The organism is Lonepinella koalarum (genome assembly GCF_004565475.1).
Lineage (GTDB): Bacteria > Pseudomonadota > Gammaproteobacteria > Enterobacterales > Pasteurellaceae > Lonepinella > Lonepinella koalarum.
The window spans coordinates 332,637-352,068 of record NZ_SRHX01000002.1 but is presented as its reverse complement, the minus strand read 5'-3'; the positions used below and the strand labels follow the sequence as shown (position 1 = coordinate 352,068).

Genomic DNA, 19,432 nt, shown 5'->3' with positions numbered 1-19,432 from the left:
TAATAAAAGTAGTTTCCCCCGCACTTGATGTACGGGGTTAAACATAATAACGCCATGAGGTGGCTAGAAATAAATAGGAGGAAATATAATAAAACCAGAGAAAATAGATAGGTAACATCATCACGCTGGTCTTGCTTTTAGAAAATCAATCGGCTAATTTTTTTTCCAAGGCTTTAAGACGCTTATTCATCTTATCAATATCCATGGTCAAAGCAGCGGTTTTACGCCATTCTTTGTTTGGTTGTAACGGTATACCAGAAGAATAAATGCCCGGTTCGGTAATCGGTCGCATTACCATTCCCATCCCCGTCACAACAGCTTGATCACAAATTTCCATATGACCATTGATGACACTCGCTCCGCCAATTTGGCAATAACGACCCACTTTTAGGCTGCCTGCCATAATGACACCTCCAGCCACCGCAGTACCCGTACCAATATGTACGTTATGCGCAATTTGGCAAAGATTATCAATAATCACATTATCTTCAATCACCGTATTATCTAATGCACCACGGTCAATACAGGTACAAGCACCAATTTCAACATAATTACCAATGACCACGGTGCCAGTTTGTGGAATTTTAATCCAACGCCCACGTTCATTGGCATAACCGAAACCATCGCCACCAATTATCGCACCAGATTGAATAAGACAATGCTCACCAATTTGCACATTGTGATAAATCACCACATTCGCCCACAATTGCGTATTCGCGCCAATTTGTGCTTGTTTACCAATAAAGCAACCGGCACCAATCACCGCATTGTCACCAATCACGGCTCCGTCTTCAATCACTGCATTGGCACCAACACTGACATTTTTCCCTAAAGAAACCGTGCTTGAAATTACCGCACTTGGCGCAATATCATTCGCCGCTTTTGGTGTGCTATCCATATATTGGGCTAATAACGCATAAGCTACATAAGGGTTTTTCACAATAATTAAGTTTGTATTATCGGCACAGAATTCGACATCTGCCTCTGATACCACCAGAATACCGGCTTGTGAAAGGGATAGATAAGGACGATATTTTACATTAGAAATAAACGTTAAATGTTCTCTACTGGCTTTATCTAAAGGAGCGATGGATGTCACAAAAACATCGGCGTTGCCACGCATGACACCGCCGATATGTTCTGCTAATTCTTTTAATGTATAAGAACGCATAATTAATTTAACCTTTTAAAAGATTATTTTGCTGCTGGTTTTTCAGTATCTTTGGTCTCTGCTTTTGGTTGTTCCGCCGGGACTTTACCACCAATCGCTTTTAACACATCATCACTAATATCTTTGCCATCCACAGCAAATACGACTGAATTTGCATCAAGAACATAGGTATAACCTTTTTCTTTTGCCAAATTGTTAGTGGCTTCTTGAATTGACTCTAATATTTTAGTACGTTCTGCATTTTCCAATTTCTGTGCTTCTTGTTGGTATTTTTGTACTTTAGCATCGTGTTCTTTCATCAATTTATTGATTTCATCTTCACGTTTTTTAATATCGGCACTGCGTAAATCTTTTGCTTCTTTTTGCAATTTCTCAATCTTGCCATCAATAGATTTCTTACTTGCTGCAAGTTCATCAGCTTGTTTTTTAAAACCTGAATCTAATTTTTGGGCAATTGCATCACGATCCGGGTGATGTTCGAATAAATAGGCGGCATTAATAAATGCAATATTCTCAGCCGCCATAGCAGCAGATGATACGAAAGCTAAGGCTAAAGAAAGTGCGGTGGCTTTTACAATTTTTTTCATTTGTATAAATTTCCTTTTAAATTATTATTTTTGTTAGTGTACTAAATATGATGATTTATCATGGCTACTCAGCACTAATAAATATTAGACGCTATGAATAAATATTAGTTCAATCTAAATAAATTAGAATGTCCCACCAATGCTAAATTGGAATTGTTCGAGATCATCATGATCATATTTCTTAAGTGGTTTCGCATAAGAGAATACCAAGGGTCCAATCGGTGATTGCCACTGAAATCCAATACCAACGGATGTACGAATACGACTTGGGTCGCTGTAATCTGGTAAAGTTGGGAATTTCGCTTTATCAGCGGCACTCCATTTAGTATTCCATACACTCGCTGCATCAAAGAATACTGAAGTCCGTACCGAGTTCTGATTTTTATCTGCCACAAATGGGGTCGGTATAATTAATTCTACGCTAGATAATACCATAGCATTACCACCGATAATATCATCATCAGAATGATACGTCGTATTTCCACTTGCATCTGATCTTATATAAATCGCATTTGGACCGACTGCTCCAGAAGCAAAACCACGTAACGAACCTATGCCACCAGCGGAATAATTACGATAGAACGGTAATACTTTTCCACCAAATCCATTAGCATAAGATGCACCAGCTTTAGCTGAAAGCACCCACAGACGGTTACGATCTAATGGGTAATAACCCTGTGCATCCGCGCTTAAGGTATAATATTTATTATCCGAGCCCGGAATAGTGACGGTTCCCCCCAAACCCGCTTTCACCCCTTTGGTTGGGAAATAACCGCGGTCTAAACTGTTATAATTCCAGCCTGCTTTAAAGGTAAAATCATGAGATTTAAATGAAGATCCATCATAATTCATTGAATCCATATATTTTTTACGAGAATATTCAGGCATCACTTTCTTCAATTTGTTATAAGCATAACCTACACCTAAATAGTAGGAATTATTTTCATTCACTGGAAAACCTAGGGTTAAATCCGTCCCATAAGTAGTACGGGCATAACTTGCTACAGTATCATCATCCGAGTTATCGTATTTTTCATAATACACATTACCACCAAGACTCACACCATCTTTGGTAAAATACGGCTCCGTATAACCTAAATTAACGCTAGTCGTATAGTCATCTTTACGACCACCTAAACTAACAGATGATCCCATACCTAAGAAGTTATCTTGTTTTATACTGGCTTGATAACTAAAACCACTCTCCGTACCATAACCGATACCAAAGTTGATACTCCCCGTATTACGCTCTTTCACAGTATAGATAACATCTAATTCATCATCTGTACCCGGCACATTTTCAGTACGTTGTTCAACCGTTTCAAAGAAACCAGTACGATCTAAACGTAATTTACCTAATTCAACTAATTGGGAAGATAACCATGTACCTTCTTGTTGACGCATTTCTTGACGCAATGTTCTATCGGCACTCACCGTATTGCCTTCAAAACGAATTTGACGCACAGAATAACGACGACCCGCTTCCACAATATAGGTTAACGCAATACTTTTGTTGTCTTCATCAAATTCAGGATGAATATTCACCTGAGCATTAGCATATCCTTGTTCAGCTAATTTTGCTTTTATATTACTTTCAACATTTTTAACTTCACTACGCTGAAAATTTTTATTTAACTGAATTTCTTTTAACAGTGGAGCAAGCTGTTCTTGCATCCCCCCCACATCACCGATAATTCTGGCACTATTAACAGTATAAACATCACCTTCATCCACCACGATTTTTACTCGGGCTTCATTTTTGTCATCACTTAACTGCACATCAGTATCGGTAACTCTTGCTTTAGCATAACCATTTTCACCATAATAATCTTGGATAGCATTTAAATCTTTACTAAATTGATCAGAAGCAAATTTATTACCAAAGAACTTCCACCATGCGTCTGGTTGTAATTCCATTTGTTCTTGCAATTTGCTACTTGAAATATGGTTATTACCCTCAAAACTAATTTCCTTTAATAGCGCAACATCATTTTCTTTAATTTGCAATTTCACTTCAGCACGATTATTCGGCAATGTATTGACGATGGTTTCTACTTTCGCATTATAACGACCAGTACTGGCATAATGTTCCACCAAACTTTGGCGAAAACCTTCTAATTTTTCACGGTTTAACACTTCGCCTGATCTAAAACCATTTGATTCTAAATTCGATTTTAAGGCTTCATTTGGAATAGAACTATTACCATCAAATGTCACTTCAGTAATAATCGGTTGTTGTGTCACAGAGATAACCAGCGTATCCCCATCCCTACCCGCTCGCACATTATCGTAACCACGTGAATAAAGAGTTCTGACCACATTTGCAATATCATTATCTGTCGCACGTTTACCTACTTGCACAGGCAAACCAGCTAATACATTCATTTCTGAACCTGCTTGCACACCTTCTACACGAATATCTTGTACCACAAAAGGTGCAGCATAGACGCTCGTCGAACCGAATAATAAACTAGCTATTAAAAGTTTTTTCATTTTACAATGACCTTATTAAATTAAAGTAACCGCAATAAAACGCCCAGAATGTCAATCAAAAGGAATTTTAAACGTTCATTTATCAATGGGATATTAACCCTAACACTCTATAAAGACTGCTAAAATTTTAAAACGTTCTCGCTATAAACGTAAAAAATCATTAAATAACGCAAACGCCGTCAGCATTAATAACAAGGTCGCGCCAATGCGATAACACATATTTTGCACCTTATCTGATATGGGTTTGCCGTTGATCCCTTCCGCAGCTAAAAACACTAAATGTCCGCCATCAAGTACGGGCAACGGAAATAAATTCATCATACCTAAGTTAACACTAATTAATGCCATAAAACCGAGATAATATATCCACCCAATTTGTGAAGATATTCCCGCGCCTTGCGCAATGGAAATCGGACCACTTAAATTATTTAGGGATAAATCTCCGGTCAATAATTTACCAATGACTTTAAGGGTTAACCAAGAAAGTTGCGTAGTTTTTTCAATGCCTTTCCACAAAGCATCAAGCATATCATATTTTAATTCTGTACGATACTGCTCATTAAGAGGATAAATCGTTGGTGCAATCCCAACCACATAACGTTTATCCTGTAATGTGGGAATTAAAGTCAAATTCAAGATCCGACCTTCGCGATGAATTTGCAAATCTAGCGGATTGCCCTGTTGTACCTGTTTTACAAAATCTTGCCACGCAAATACTTCACCCTGAGCAGTATAAATCTCATCACCCACCAGTAAACCAGCTTGTTGTGCGGGGGAATCTTCCACAATTTGAGCAATTTTCATTTCGACTTTATTGCCCACCGGCTGAATGCCTAACGCACCAAAGGCAGTTTGTTTATCCGGCTCAAATGTCCAACCTTGGATATTTAAGATTTTTTGTTGTGGACGATCTTCGCCGAAAGGTGTAACGGTTAACGTGACTTGATCATTGCCTAGCTTGGTGGCCAACAACATATTAATGGTTTCCCAATCGGGCGTCGCGGTGCCATCCACCGCCAAAATTTGGCTATTTGGAGAAAGTTGAGCTTGTGCAGCAAGTGTATTCGGTTTGATGCTATCAATCACCGGTTTAATACTCGGGATCCCCACCGCAAACACAATCCAATACGCCAAAATAGCAAAAATAAAATTTGCCAACGGTCCGGCGACAATCACGAACATGCGTTGTAACACGGTTTTACTATTAAACGACTGAGATTTTAACTGTTCCGGTACGTCCTCATTACGTTCGTCTAGCATTTTTACATAGCCTCCCAAAGGGATCAACGAAACAGCAAATTCTGTATCATGTTTATCTTTTCTCGACCACAATACCTTGCCAAACCCAATGGAAAAACGATGAACTTTTATACCGCACTTTCTGGCTGCCCAGAAATGTCCATATTCATGTACGGATACCAGTACACCAATCACGATAATAAACGAAACTAACGACCATAAAAATGACATTAATACCACCTGTTATAGCCAGAAAAAGTAGAAATAAGCAAAAAACGGGATGGCAGCAGTTAAACTATCAATACGATCCAAAATACCGCCATGCCCCGGAATCAAATTACTGCTGTCTTTAATGCCACTTTGACGTTTAAACATACTTTCGGTTAAATCGCCTAACACAGAAACCACCACAGTCGCAATGGAAAGTGCGGTTAAATTTAGCGGATTTCCGTGCATAAAAAAATTATCGCCCGCCAAATAGATAAATAATTCCGCCAACACACCAGCAGTAATGACACCACCCATCACTCCTTGCCAAGTTTTCCCCGGTGATACTTTCGGCGCTAATTTATGTTTACCGAATTTACGCCCCGCAAAATATGCACCGCTATCTGCCGCCCACACTAACACAAACACGTAAAGCAATAATTGAATACCATGCAAGCTGTCTATATTGTAATTTTCTAAACGTAATGCCGCCACGGCAATTAAGAACGGCAGCAAGGTTAACACGGCAAAAATAATGTGTAAAATTAAAGAATTACCCCAAATATTGGCAGATTTCGGATAAGTCACCACTAACCCTAATGCCACTCCCCACCAAATCACTGAAACTAACAATAAAGGTTCAGCATAATCGGCAAATACACGACCCGCATTTAAATAATTCGCTTGACTAAAAATCCAAACGAATAAGACTGCCAAGGAAATGGATGTCACCACAAAACGCCAAACAATTTTTAGCCGTGGAAATTGTGTCCATTCCCACACCGCTGCGGTGACAATCAGACCCAACGCCAAAGTAAAATAGAATGGCGAGAATAAAAATAATGCTGCACAGACAATGGCAATCATCACAATGGCGGATAAGATACGTTGTTTAAGCACCTGTGTTTCCTTCTTTAAGATCCACCAAAACGGCGTTCTCGTTGTTGATAGGTCCAAATGGCCTGATTAAATTCTTGTTCATCAAAATCTGGCCACAGCACTGGCGAAAAAAATAATTCTGCATAGGCTATTTGCCATAATAAAAAATTACTGATACGTTGCTCACCACTGGTGCGAATAAGTAAATCTACCGGTGGCTGCTGTCCAGTGACTAATTTTTGCTGAAAAAGGGCTTCGTTGATCTGCTCAAGCGCTAATTCACCGTTTTTCACTTGCAACGCAATCTGTTGTGTCGCTTGCACAATATCCCAACAGCCTCCATAATTGGCAGCAATATTGACACAAAGTGCGGTGTTATTTTCGGTTAATTTTTCTGCTTTTGTGATTTTCTGCTGTAACTTTTCACTAAACTTAGATGTATCTCCGATAATTTTCAAGCGAATATTATTCTTATGTAATTTCTTCACTTCTGTATCCAAGGCTTGCATAAATAACGTCATCAGAGCTGAAACTTCTTGCTCGGGACGATTCCAGTTTTCACGACTAAAGGCATACATGGTCAAGGATTGCACACCAATTTGACGCGCATAAGACACCGAACGACGCACGGCTTGCACCCCATTAGTATGTCCAAATACCCGCATTTTACCTTGGTTTTTCGCCCAGCGCCCATTGCCATCCATAATAATAGCAACATGCTTCGGAATATTATTCGGATCTAATTCTTTCATTTAATCCTAAATCACAGATGTGAATTGAAAATTTGGGCGTGAATATAGCATATCTAGGCGAATTATGCCATTTTATCATCATATTATTTTTCCGAATGTGTCGATTTTTCATGCGGATAAATGGCGGCACCAATAATTAAGATACCCCCTATGATCATTTTTAAGGTAGGTTGTTCATTAAACAGCCACCATGCCACCACAATGGCATAAACCGGTTCTAAGGAAATAATTAATCCCGTGGTTCGGGCAGGAATATATTTTACGCTACTAACAAACAGCACATGGGAAAGTGCGGTGCAAATTACACCCAAAATGAGCAAATACACCCCATCGCTCCCCGTCATGGAAAGCGAAATAAAGCAAAGTGTCGGTAACGTGACGATTGCTACAATCAGATTTTGCCAAAAAGAAATACTGATCGCACTCAACTGATGACCCATGGTACGATTAACCACCGCCAGACCAGCAAAGCTCAAGCCTGAACTAATTCCCCAAACTAGTCCCACACTATTGGTGTTTTGCCATGTCAATTCAGGTGAAACCAGAAATAATCCAAACATCACGATAAAAACCAATAGCCACGCCGTGCTATTCACTTTATCTCGCAAAATAAAACGTTCTATCAAGGTAATAAACGCTGGAAAACTGGCAAAACCAAGGGTTGCCATTGCTACGCCACCGATTTTGACGGCATAAAAAAAGGTCACCCAATGAATCGCCAGCAAAACCCCAGAGAAAAGTAATCGCCCCATAAAAAATGGCGATAAATGCTGCGTTAATGAAATCCCCACAAGACGACTATAAAGATAAAGACTGATAAACGCCAAACTCGCACGCCCAAAGGTAATCAAACTGGCATCCATTTGGATTAACGCCCCTAAAATACCGGTCATGCCAAACAACACCGCAGCAAGATGAGCAAACACTAGACCTTTTTGATGATTTGTCATGTTACTCATTCCCCTGTTCTCTATGCCTAAAGTGCGGTCTTTTTTAGCTACATTTTTGTAAAATACATTTTTGTGCTAATTCCCGAGCCACCCGATCCACCGCTAATACATCATCAATCTCAGTAATTTTCTGTGGTTGAATTTTTTCTACTACATGCTGATTCACTTGAGCAATATCAGTGAATTTAATTTGTCCATTTAAAAAAGCTTCCACCGCAATTTCATTGGCGGCATTCATGGCTGTAGTGGCATATTGCCCCGCGGCAAAAGCATCTATGGCTAATTTCAAATTCGGATAGCGGTTAAAATCTGGCGCTAAAAAGGTTAGACCATTAAGCTGATAAAAATCCAACGGTGCGACACCTGACACAATACGATTTGGATATGCCATGGTTTCTGCAATCGGCGTACGCATATCGGGATTACCCATTTGTGCAATCACCGAGCCATCAATATAACGTACCATCGAATGAATAATGGATTGCGGGTGAATAATCACTTCCATTTCATCCCCACTGGCATTAAACAACCAGCGGGCTTCAATGTATTCCAGCCCTTTGTTCATCATGGTAGCACTATCCACCGAGATCTTTTTACCCATAGACCAATTGGGGTGTGCCACCGCTTGAGCAGGCGTAATGCCATCAAATTCACTTAAATCTGTATAACGGAACGGACCGCCAGACCCCGTCAGCACAATTTTGCTCACCCCCAATTCTTGCAACGGACAAAAACCAATTTTTTGCTGGGCTTCGGGCGGTAAAGATTGGAAAATGGCATTATGCTCACTATCCACGGGCAATAATCGAGCCTGTGATTTTTTCACCGCGTCAATAAAAATCTGTCCACAAGTGACTAAACTTTCTTTATTGGCTAACAACACTTTTTTACTGGCTTGCACCGCAGAAAGCGTTGGTAACAGTCCTACCGCCCCTACAATCGCCGCCATTACTTGATCCGCATCAGGATGAGCTGCCAATTCACAAATCGCTTTTTGTCCGCTTAATACTTGCGTTTTACTACCCAGTGCAGTTAATTTTTCTCGTAATTTTTTCGCCGCACGATCATCATCTAAGGCGGCAAACTGCGGTTGAAATTTCACGCATTGTTGAACCATTAAATCCACATTACGTCCACCTACTAGGGCAAATGCCTGATATTGTTCGGGATTATGTTCGATGACAGAAAGCGTACTAGTACCGATTGAGCCTGTTGAGCCGAGAATGGTGAGGTTTTGTTTTTTCATGGTAAAATCTGCTTATTAAAATAAAGTAAGCAGATTATACAACAAAAAAGCAGATTGTTAAGGTTAGATCACTTCATTCAATGCTTGATAAAAGTTTTCCTGTTCAGCTTGCACAAAAAACGGCAAGCCGATGACCCGATAATTGGCAAAATCATCCCTTATTGGTTTCGCTTTACCATATTTTTCGGTGATCGCTAACAAAAAATCTTGTTTCCATTGATCGTTATCTTTAATATGTTCGCCTTTCGGTTCAATCAAAATTTGATAACATAAATATTGTTCCCGCCCATCAATTGGTTGTTTTTGCTTAGATTTGAGCAACAACAAAAAATCAGGTTGAAAACCTTGCCCATCGTTAAAATCATAAATTTTATAAATTTCTTCATTGCGTAATAAATGCACATCAAATTGTGCGGTTAAATTCGCCATATTTTGCTCAATCAGCTCAATCAAGGCTTGTTCAGAACTGGTTCCAGCAAAATTATCTAACATAAACCAATCATATTGCTCTGCCAGTTGTGGATTGAGTGCATTTTTTTCCACATATTTTTGTTTTGGAGTAAAAATATCCCCTAAACTTTTTGGATTAAAAGTTTGGCTACCAATAAAAGGCGTATCGGTTTGGGCTAACAAGGTTTCCATACGATCTAAGACTTTAAGACAAGCCTGCAATTTATCATCCGCTTGCGGTGCTTTATTGCCTTGCCATAAGATTTTCCAATTTGCTAACACGTCTTGTTGTAATTGATTGCGGCGGGTTAGCCCCAATTTTTGTTGTAAATTGCAAAAATGAAATAACGAATTCACTGCCTTGCCTTTAATATGCAATGCTTTATCAAAAATATGTTTTTCCATATTAGCGATAAGTTGACTTGGTACATAAGTTGCCATTTGCTCATTAATCCGAAGATCCTGATCTTGCTCGGTTTGCCAATCTAAATGGGTTTCGGTAATTTGCTGACTGCATATTTGATAACTAATCATTTCATTGGCTTGTTGCAAACTTTCCACATTATGCTGTTTGGCATTTGGATTGGGGATTTTTCGATTGCCCCAAATTAACCAATTTTGCAAAACTTGGCTATTTTTCACCGCACTTTTTAACGCAAAGGTTGCCAATACTTTATTTTCATTTTCAGTCAAAAAGCCTGATTTACGCAATTCGACTTTAAGCTCAGAAATATAACGGCTTTTTTCATCAAAAGTATAATAAAACAATTCTTCTAAAATCCGTAATTCGTGATTAAGTTCATTATCAAATTTACGTTGATATTTAGGTTTATCTGCAAACTCAAAGGGATAATAACGCACCCCACGCCCAATCAGCTGTTTTTCTTTAATGGTGGTTTCAGGTGTTTTTTTAGTAGAACCACCACTATTTTGCCCTTCATACAATCGCACAATATCAAATAAATTCAACACATCCCAACCTTCGGTCAGCCTATCTACGGTAAAAATCGCTCGCACTGGATTATTGGCGGCTTCTAAATTATTTAATAATCGTTCGGTATCCGCATCGGTTTGTTCCGACTTTTTAGTATTCGTTTTTGAATTGGTAATAATCACATTGCGATCTTGATAATTATTTTTCACCCACTCCGCAATATGCCAACTGGATAAATTTTCTCGCTGCATAAATTGCAAGGCTTGTTCGGTTCGGGTTTTGCCCTGCACATAAATATCATCATTATGTTGTGTCAAACTGTCTTGTAAATGATTTAAAAAATCAAAATCTTGAGCCGAACAATCTTTAACTAACTGCATAAAAAACGCATAATCTTGCCAAGAACTGGCAATGTCTTTACTGCGAAATAACATCACGGGTTTAAAATTGGCAATGTCATATTTCAACGCTACTTGATGACGATACCACGCAAATAATAAGGCGTGTAAAATACGCTCTTTCTTATTCAGTGTAGATGAAATTAAATTAATCTCTTTGGTATGTTTTTTCAAAATAAAAGCTTTTAAATCAAATTGGGTAATGATTTTATCGGCATATTTGGCTTGTACTTCGGCATTTTCTGGAATCGTGGCGGTAAATTCTAATAAGATATTTTGATTATCTTTGCCATTTTTGTGTAATAGCTGATTGATAACCATATATTCCCAGCCTTTCGCTTCAATTTCGCTTTCTTTGGTTTTCCCTGTAATTTCGGTTAAATTAACTTGCTGTCCTTTTTTAGTTTGACTATTTAAATGATGAGCTTCATCTGCCAACATAACCAAATTCAGTTTTTGCAAATCGTTCAATGTGGTTTGGTTTTCTTTTTCGATACGCACATCATTATACAATTTTTGAATAGTGGTAAATTTAATTTCAATACCTTGCGGATTTGGGCTAAAGGCTTCCACTTTTTTAATAGGAATCACCGTTTCACCTTGCATAATTTTCGGTTGAAATAAATATTTCGGGTGCATACTCTCCACAAAATTGCTTTCGGTTTTATCCACAATATTGTTTTGATTCACAAAAAACAGAAAATGGCGATAGCCTTTTTGATAGTAATATAAAATCAAAGCTGCCATAACCAAGGTTTTCCCTGCCCCCGTTGCCATTTGGAACAGTAAATGCGTAGGCTGATTTTTGAGTTCAGGAAATGCTGAAATTTTATTGATCCGCTCAAAAATTAAAAAATTTTGCACCGCACTTTGTTGCCATTCAAACAACGGATATTTTAAATTCTGACTGATAAATTCAGGAATGGCGAATTTCTCATTATCGCCATCATCAATATATACGGTTTTACGATTTTCAATTTCACTCAATAGGGTTTTCATTATTTACTCTCCCCATAAAATGAACGACTAAATGCCTGTTCTGCTTCGCTTAATCCATTGTTTTCATCTGTCATATCGCTATAAGATAAATACAACTGATTTAAATCTAACATCGCCAGCATCATTGATTTTTGCTCATTCAAATCTAACGCTTTAAATTCATCACTTGGTAAAATATTATTGACAAAGTCTTTCACATTGACATTGTATTTTAAGAAATAACGCCGACTAATTTCCATAAAAAGTGCGGTTAAATTCTCAACATTTTTTGTCGCCAAGATTTGTTGTTTTGCTGTTTCGTTTAGACTTGCTAGTTCGCAATACACCAACTCGCCACCGCCTTGCCAGTTTACCGCTTTTGAAATCCCGCCTTGCTCACCAGCGATGACTTTTTTCATTCGATCAAGAGCAATAGTTTCAATATAATCCATTTGTTCAATACCGATATATTGACGTTTCATTTTATGGGCGACTGCGGCGGTTGTGCCAGATCCTAGATGGAAGTCTAGGACGATGTCATTTGGCTCTGTTACCATATCAATTATTCGATATAGCAATGCTTCAGGCTTTTTACCAGTTGGAAAACTCACTCCACCTTCATTTTGCGTATTCTGGAAATCAATATCTTGCCAAAAATCACAGACTAACATTGACCAGTATTCCTTTAAGTTTTTTCCTACAATGATTTCTTTTAATCCTTGTGAAATGGGAGATACCATTTGACCATTAAAGTAAAGTCTTTCCACGCCATTATCTAGCACATTTATGAATATTCTATCTTTAAATTTAGTTCTACTTATTAAATCTATTTCTTTATCTTTGTGCGATGTTAATCGGCAAATGTTATCCTTATATTTAACAATGAATTGTCTTACTTTTTCATTTCTAGGATCTATTTGCTCTAATTTAGAATAAGGAAAACCATTTTCATTTAAAACATCTAATAATTTCAAAAAACAATATTCACCATTTTTATTATCTAAAAATAAACTGTAATGACTATCCCAATTCTCTCTAGCCATATATTGCGGTTTTAAAATTAAATTTTCTTTTTTATAAACTAAGATTGTATCTTTTTGCTTGATAATCTTTTTATCTTTATGAGCTGTTTTTGTTCCACTTGGTGTAGAAGATCGCACGGCAATATTTGCAATAAAACTATCCGTTCCAAAAATTTCATCAGCTAACACTCTCAAATAAGCATCTTCGTTGTAATCGCAATGAATAAAAATCGCCCCATTGTCTGATAATAATTCTTTCGCTATTTCCAAACGATTTTTCATAAATGTTAGCCAAGTTGAACGTAAAAATCTGTCGTTATATTTAAATTCATCACTCCCCGTATTAAATGGAGGGTCAATATAAATCAATTTCACCTTGCCTTTAAATTGTGTCGCCAACGTATGCAAGGCAATTAAATTATTGCCCTTGATAATCAAATTGTCAGTAATATCACCATTTTCATTACGGTTTAATTCAGTTACCACCGTTTCACCGTTAGCATTAATCCGTTTGGCATTGGCGAAGGCTTTCGGGTCTAATAAACGATCTATTTCATCAAAAGCCAGTACTTGATTAAAGAAAATTTCCTGGCGTTTTTGCGTAGATTGTTTAATTTCACCATTTTCTAAATGAAATACGGTGTCCGTGCCTTCTTCTGTGCTTTGTCCACCTGATAAAACACAATCTTTAAAGGGAAAATCCAGCACGACATCTGCGTTTTCTCGCAATAATTTTTGATTGATGCTTAAACCGATACGGTTGGCAAAACGGGTATAAGAATTGTCAATTTTTTGGCTATCTAAAAAGAAGCGGAAATCTTGGCTTTTGAATACGAAAACATCGTTAATTGGCGTGAAAAAATGGCGTTGAAGTTCGGCATCACTTAATAATAATGCCATCACTTTCGGATCGGCTTTGTCGATCAGCTCCCAAAGTGCGGTGCGATTGAGTTCGGTTTTATTCTCATCCGTCCAAAGTCTATCATCAGATTGTAAGGCTTGATAAAGATGAATTTCTAGCGTCTGTCTGTCTGTCTGTCTGTCTGTCTGTCTGTCTGTCTGTCTGTCTGTCTGTCTGTCTGTCTGTCTGTCTGTCTGTCTGTCTGTCTGTCTGTCTGTCTGTCTGTCATTATTAGCCCCTTATTTTAAATGTCAAGTCTCCCTGACAAAATTTAGGGCAATATGATACCTGATTTGCCACCAACAAAAAAGTGGGCATTTCGCCCACTCTACAATAAATTATATCAGATTACAACCCTGCTGCCTTTCTCAATTCCGCCGCCCGATCGGTTTTTTCCCACGGGAATTGCTCACGTCCGAAGTGTCCATAAGCGGCGGTTTGGCGATAAATCGGCTGAATTAAATCAAGCATTTTAATCAATCCATAAGGGCGTAAATCAAAAAATTCACGCACTAGATTAACCAATAATTCATTACTCACTTTGCCTGTGCCAAAGGTTTCCACCATAATAGATGTCGGATCCGCCACGCCAATGGCATAAGAAAGCTGGATTTCGCAACGATCCGCAAGACCCGCTGCCACGATATTTTTTGCCACATAACGGGCAGCATAAGCGGCTGAACGATCTACTTTTGACGGATCTTTACCTGAAAAGGCACCGCCACCGTGACGGGCGGCACCACCGTAGGTGTCCACGATGATTTTACGCCCTGTTAAACCGCAATCCCCCATTGGACCGCCGATCACAAAGCGTCCTGTTGGATTGATGAAATATTTGGTGTCTTTGTTTAACCATTGAGCGGGTAAAACAGGCTTAATAATTTCTTCCATTACTGCTTCAATTAATTGATTTTGTTCAATATCTTCACGATGTTGGGTTGACAATACCACCGCATCCACACCGATAATTTTGTTGTTATCATATTTCAAGGTGACTTGGCTTTTCGCATCGGGACGCAACCAATCTAAGGTACCATTTTTACGCACTTGGGCTTGGCGTTCCATTAAACGGTGAGCATAAGTAATCGCCGCAGGCATTAACACATCGGTTTCGTTAGTGGCATAACCAAACATAATACCTTGGTCGCCCGCCCCTTGATCGAGTGGATTCGCACGGTCAACCCCTTGATTAATATCAGAAGATTGTTTACCAATGGCATTTAATACTGCACAAGATTTTCCGTCAAATCCCATATCTGAATGTTCGTAACCAATTTCACAAATCACTTGGCGTGTAAGGTTTTCAATATCCACCCAAGCGGAAGTGGTAATTTCACCGCCGACCAATGCCATCCCTGTTTTTACATAGGTTTCACACGCCACACGCGCTTTTGGATCTTGTTTTAAAATTTCATCTAACACCGCATCTGAAATTTGATCGGCAATTTTATCTGGGTGTCCTTCGGACACACTTTCAGAGGTAAATAAATAGCTTGACATAATGTTCCTTAATTTTTTCATTTAGAAGTATAGACGGCTATAATACGTATTTTTGCCTAAAAGGCAAGCATTTTATTCTGCTTTCAACTGAAAATAAAAACAGGTAATACACAATTTATCATGCGTATTACCTGTTTTTCATAACGACTAATTTGTTGCAGCCGTAATCACTATTTCCACTTTCCAACTTTCATTGGCTAATTTCGCTTCAATACAAGCTCGAGCTGGAGAATTATTTTCAGCCACCCACTCATCCCAAGCACGGTTCATTTCGGCATAATCATTCATATCCGCCAGCACCACTTCAGCACGTAAAATACGGGTTTTGTCGGAATTGACTTCCGCCAATAAACGATCAATTTCAGCTAATACATCTTTCGTTTGCTCATAGATGGGCTGATTTGGGGTATTGGCTGGAATTTGCCCCGCCAAATAGGCTACGCCATTGTACACGGTTACTTCTGATAAACGCTTGCTAATGTGAAAACGTTGAATTGTCATTTTTACTTCCTTTGATTTGTGTTTTAAATAAAGCACGGCTAAAATAAACGAAAATTTCTTATTTTGTCAATCAATTATTTAACCATGAAATTATTAATCTCTAATCAACATGGTGCCATTGTGATGGCGTTAATGCCATTTTTATATGGTATGTTGCTTTCTCAGCCGATTTGGTTACATGTCTTTCTACTGCTTGCTTGGTTTTCGTTATATTTAATGAGCTACCCTTTTCTTAATTTGTTTAAGGGAAGAAATCTCGCATTATATAAAAAATGGACCATGATTTACGCTGTAGCCTGTTTCATTTTTGTCATTCCAGCACTTTGCTATAACTGGAGAATTTTATATTTTGCTATATTGTTTATTCCATTAAGTGCTGTCAGTATCTATTATGCAAAACAAAAAAATGAACGTGCTTTATTAAATGATCTCAATGCGATTGTTATTTTTGCGATTGCTGGCATGGCAGCCTATTATTTTGCGGAAAACCAATTTGATCAACGGATTTGCTGGGTTGCCATATTACCTAGTCTATTTTTTATCGGCGTGACACTCTATGTCAAATCGGTCTTACGTGAGCGGAAAAACCCTGTTTATTTCATTGCTTCTATTCTTTACCATACAGTATGCGTGATGATTTTTCTGCCTTTTCAACACATTTTATTAGCACTAGCGTTTGTTATGCCATTAATCAGAGCGATTATATTGCCGACTAAAAAACTCTCCACCAAACAGGTAGGGTTAGCCGAAATGGCGATTTCGTTGATCTTTTTTATCCAACTTCTGATTGCCACATTATAGATAGATAAAAAAACCACCCTGATTTAGGGTGGTAGGAAAGTAGTTTAGCTATTATTTATTATATTTCTTTAGGAACTTTATGAATTATCAAGCATTTATCTTGATATTTGAATCATACCTAAAAACATTATAAATAAAAAGCCTAATCCACTTATTTATTGATTAATATCAATTTTTTGGCATAAATTTTAACAATCTATTCGCATTTGTCACTACGGTAATAGATGAACAAGCCATGGCTGCACCACCCACCATTGGGTTTAATAAGGCTCCTAACAAAGGATAGAATACACCGGCTGCCAACGGAATACCCAAACAATTATACACAAAGGCAAAAAATAAATTTTGTTTCATATTACGTAATGTCGCTTTAGCCAGCTGTAACCCATCTGCTACACTGTGAATACTATGTCGCATTAAAGTAAGTTCAGCGGTTTCAATCGCAATATCCGAACCGCTTGCCATTGCCATACTCACATCCGCTTGAGCTAACGCTGGTGCGTCATTAATACCGTCCCCTACCATCACGACTTTACGTCCTTGAGCCTGTAATTGCTGAATGACTTGTGCTTTATCTTCTGGCAATACACCCGCAATAACCTGTTCAATACCAATTTCATCGGCAATCGCTTGTGCCGTTTTTTGTTGATCACCTGTCAACATCACTAAATGATAACCCTGTTGCTGTAAATGTTGTACGGCAGTGACTGTGTCATCTCGCAATGGATCTCGAATCGCAAATATGGCGATAAGTTGATTTTGCTCCGCCAAAAAGATCACCGTTGCCCCTTTTTCGCTTTCTGTCAAAAAATCGGCTTCTGCAATGTCTGTATCTATATTCTGTTGCTGTAATAAAGTGCGATTGCCTAACCACAATTTTTTGCCATGAATGACACCACTAACTCCCAGTCCTTTTAACGTGCTAAATTGGCTGGGTTCAATTAATGTGATATTTTGGGCGTAAGCTAATAAGGCTTTGGCTAAGGGATGATTCGCTCCCTGCTCTAAACTTGCTGCAAATTGCACCGCACTTTTTTGCTCAACACTACCAAAGGTATAAACCGCTGTCACCGTTGGCTCACCTTGTGTCAAGGTACCTGTTTTATCAAACACAATCGTGTCTGCACTCGCCGCTTTTTGCAAGGCATCTGCATCACGAACTAACACGCCTAATTCTGCTGCTCGTCCAATCCCAGCAATAATTGACATCGGTGTTGCCAAACCTAATGCACAAGGGCAAGCAATAATCAGTACGGTTGTTAATACCACGAAAGCATAAGAAATCTGTTGCGTGACCACATACCAAATCAATGCAGAAATGAATGCAATCATGATCACCACTGGCACAAATACACTCGCAATCTTATCGGCTAATTGCCCGATTTTTGGTTTGCTACTTTGAGCTTGTCGCACTAATTTAATGATATTCGCTAAGCGGGTGTGATTGCCAATTTGTTCTGCTTGAAAAAGCAACGTGCCATCTGTCACTAATGTTCCTGCGTTCACCCTGTCACCTTTTTCTTTTTGAACTGGAATCGGTTCACCCGTGAGCATACTTTCATCTACCCACCCATAACCTTGTGTCACAACGCCATCAACACAAACCCGATCGCCCGTTTGTAAACGTAGTCGCATTGCAGTTTGAACTTGACTTAAAGGCAATTCTATTTCACCGTTTTCCGTCACGACTTTAGCGGTTTGCGGGGTAAGATCGAATAACCGTTCCAAGGCTTGTGATGATTGCTGTTTGGCTTTCAGTTCAAGCATTTTTCCAATATTGATTAATCCAATAATCATGGCACTGCTTTCAAAGTAAAGATGACGAGTATTTTCAGGGAAAAAATCAGGAAATAGCACTACCATAAAAGAATAAAGCCATGCGGTCCCTGTTCCTAACGCCACTAAGGTATCCATGGTCGTGGATTGATTACGCAAGTTAAGCCAAGCTCGTTGATAGAAATGCTGACCTGTAAACCAAATCACCGCTAATACTAGCAAGCCAACCACCATCCAATTGAGTTGATTGTCGGCTGTCACTTGCATTTGACCGCCAAAGATTCCCCAAAAGAATAAACCAAAACCGACCACTAACGCCACCGTGGCTTGCCAACGGCGTTGTTGAATTTCCTGTTGCTGTTGAGCTTGCTGTTTGACACGACGCTGGTTTTCATCTTCAACTAATTCTGCCCCATAACCAATATCCAGTACAGCCTGTACTAAATCCTGTGGCTCAACCACCCCTGTCACTAAAGCCGTATTATCGGCTAAATTGACTTGAGCAGAACTCACCCCGGTCAAATTTAATAAGGCTTTTTGCACTTTAGCGACACAAGCCACACAACTTAATCCGTCCAGTAACAAGGTAAACTGCGGTGTATTTTGGGCGATTTTTGCCTGATCATGACAACTTTCTACCACCACAG

At 38.7% G+C, this 19,432-nt stretch carries 14 protein-coding genes; 1 reads left to right on the top strand and 13 read right to left on the bottom strand.

Features of this window, described 5'->3' with window-relative positions; translation table 11 throughout:
- Positions 1 to 145: 145 nt before the first annotated feature.
- The 12 genes from lpxD to E0709_RS04275 all read right to left on the bottom strand — a co-directional run bounded on the left by lpxD (position 146) and on the right by E0709_RS04275 (position 16,208).
- On the bottom strand, positions 146 to 1,171 hold the full coding sequence (lpxD, locus tag E0709_RS04335; RefSeq protein WP_132301210.1) for a UDP-3-O-(3-hydroxymyristoyl)glucosamine N-acyltransferase: 1,026 nt from the start codon (positions 1,169 to 1,171) through the stop codon (positions 146 to 148).
- Between the two features lie 23 nt (positions 1,172 to 1,194).
- Positions 1,195 to 1,758 (bottom strand): OmpH/Skp family outer membrane protein, encoded by a 564-nt coding sequence (locus tag E0709_RS04330; RefSeq protein ID WP_132301212.1) that lies wholly within the window; start codon positions 1,756 to 1,758, stop codon positions 1,195 to 1,197.
- A gap of 123 nt (positions 1,759 to 1,881) precedes the next feature.
- Positions 1,882 to 4,251, bottom strand: coding sequence for an outer membrane protein assembly factor BamA (gene bamA / locus E0709_RS04325; RefSeq protein WP_132301214.1), 2,370 nt, complete (start codon positions 4,249 to 4,251; stop codon positions 1,882 to 1,884).
- Between the two features lie 141 nt (positions 4,252 to 4,392).
- Positions 4,393 to 5,721, bottom strand: coding sequence for a sigma E protease regulator RseP (gene rseP, locus E0709_RS04320; protein WP_132301216.1), 1,329 nt, complete (start codon positions 5,719 to 5,721; stop codon positions 4,393 to 4,395).
- A gap of 12 nt (positions 5,722 to 5,733) precedes the next feature.
- The gene (locus E0709_RS04315; protein WP_132301218.1) at positions 5,734 to 6,597 is read right to left on the bottom strand and encodes a phosphatidate cytidylyltransferase; all 864 of its coding nucleotides are present in this window, start codon (positions 6,595 to 6,597) and stop codon (positions 5,734 to 5,736) included.
- Positions 6,598 to 6,611: 14 nt separating this feature from the next.
- A complete protein-coding gene (gene uppS, locus E0709_RS04310; RefSeq protein ID WP_132301220.1) occupies positions 6,612 to 7,328 on the bottom strand; it encodes a polyprenyl diphosphate synthase in 717 nt (238 codons plus the stop codon).
- A gap of 83 nt (positions 7,329 to 7,411) precedes the next feature.
- Entirely contained in the window at positions 7,412 to 8,278 is an 867-nt protein-coding gene (locus E0709_RS04305) for a DMT family transporter (RefSeq protein ID WP_132301222.1), read from the bottom strand.
- A 43-nt stretch (positions 8,279 to 8,321) separates the two neighbouring features.
- Positions 8,322 to 9,524 (bottom strand): 1-deoxy-D-xylulose-5-phosphate reductoisomerase, encoded by a 1,203-nt coding sequence (gene ispC / locus E0709_RS04300; RefSeq protein ID WP_132301225.1) that lies wholly within the window; start codon positions 9,522 to 9,524, stop codon positions 8,322 to 8,324.
- A gap of 63 nt (positions 9,525 to 9,587) precedes the next feature.
- The gene (locus E0709_RS04295) at positions 9,588 to 12,305 is read right to left on the bottom strand and encodes a DEAD/DEAH box helicase family protein (protein WP_132301227.1); all 2,718 of its coding nucleotides are present in this window, start codon (positions 12,303 to 12,305) and stop codon (positions 9,588 to 9,590) included.
- Positions 12,305 to 14,206: a site-specific DNA-methyltransferase gene (locus tag E0709_RS04290; RefSeq protein WP_135107928.1), complete on the bottom strand. Its 1,902-nt coding sequence runs from the start codon at positions 14,204 to 14,206 to the stop codon at positions 12,305 to 12,307. Before E0709_RS04290 ends, E0709_RS04295 begins: the two co-directional genes overlap by 1 nt.
- A 349-nt stretch (positions 14,207 to 14,555) precedes the next feature.
- Positions 14,556 to 15,707: a methionine adenosyltransferase gene (gene metK / locus E0709_RS04280; RefSeq protein WP_132301230.1), complete on the bottom strand. Its 1,152-nt coding sequence runs from the start codon at positions 15,705 to 15,707 to the stop codon at positions 14,556 to 14,558.
- Between the two features lie 147 nt (positions 15,708 to 15,854).
- Positions 15,855 to 16,208 carry a RidA family protein gene (locus E0709_RS04275; RefSeq protein ID WP_132301232.1) on the bottom strand — a complete coding sequence of 118 codons (354 nt, stop codon included), beginning with the start codon at positions 16,206 to 16,208 and terminating at the stop codon, positions 15,855 to 15,857.
- An 84-nt stretch (positions 16,209 to 16,292) separates the two neighbouring features.
- Between E0709_RS04275 and E0709_RS04270 the strand changes: the two genes are divergently transcribed.
- Positions 16,293 to 17,009, top strand: a complete 717-nt coding sequence (locus E0709_RS04270) for a YwiC-like family protein (RefSeq protein WP_132301234.1) — start codon at positions 16,293 to 16,295, stop codon at positions 17,007 to 17,009.
- A gap of 168 nt (positions 17,010 to 17,177) precedes the next feature.
- Here the strand turns inward: E0709_RS04270 and E0709_RS04265 are convergent, their stop codons facing one another.
- Positions 17,178 to 19,427 (bottom strand): copper-translocating P-type ATPase, encoded by a 2,250-nt coding sequence (locus tag E0709_RS04265; protein WP_243640856.1) that lies wholly within the window; start codon positions 19,425 to 19,427, stop codon positions 17,178 to 17,180.
- Positions 19,428 to 19,432 lie beyond the last annotated feature (5 nt).

Coding starts and splice junctions, on each gene's coding strand:
- lpxD (WP_132301210.1), bottom strand. CDS start 1,171: ATGCGTTCTTATACATTAAAAGAATTAGCAGAACATATCGGCGGTGTC.
- E0709_RS04330 (WP_132301212.1), bottom strand. CDS start 1,758: ATGAAAAAAATTGTAAAAGCCACCGCACTTTCTTTAGCCTTAGCTTTC.
- bamA (WP_132301214.1), bottom strand. CDS start 4,251: ATGAAAAAACTTTTAATAGCTAGTTTATTATTCGGTTCGACGAGCGTC.
- rseP (WP_132301216.1), bottom strand. CDS start 5,721: ATGTCATTTTTATGGTCGTTAGTTTCGTTTATTATCGTGATTGGTGTA.
- uppS (WP_132301220.1), bottom strand. CDS start 7,328: ATGAAAGAATTAGATCCGAATAATATTCCGAAGCATGTTGCTATTATT.
- E0709_RS04305 (WP_132301222.1), bottom strand. CDS start 8,278: ATGACAAATCATCAAAAAGGTCTAGTGTTTGCTCATCTTGCTGCGGTG.
- ispC (WP_132301225.1), bottom strand. CDS start 9,524: ATGAAAAAACAAAACCTCACCATTCTCGGCTCAACAGGCTCAATCGGT.
- E0709_RS04295 (WP_132301227.1), bottom strand. CDS start 12,305: ATGAAAACCCTATTGAGTGAAATTGAAAATCGTAAAACCGTATATATT.
- E0709_RS04290 (WP_135107928.1), bottom strand. CDS start 14,206: ATGGCATTATTATTAAGTGATGCCGAACTTCAACGCCATTTTTTCACG.
- metK (WP_132301230.1), bottom strand. CDS start 15,707: ATGTCAAGCTATTTATTTACCTCTGAAAGTGTGTCCGAAGGACACCCA.
- E0709_RS04275 (WP_132301232.1), bottom strand. CDS start 16,208: ATGACAATTCAACGTTTTCACATTAGCAAGCGTTTATCAGAAGTAACC.
- E0709_RS04270 (WP_132301234.1), top strand. CDS start 16,293: ATGAAATTATTAATCTCTAATCAACATGGTGCCATTGTGATGGCGTTA.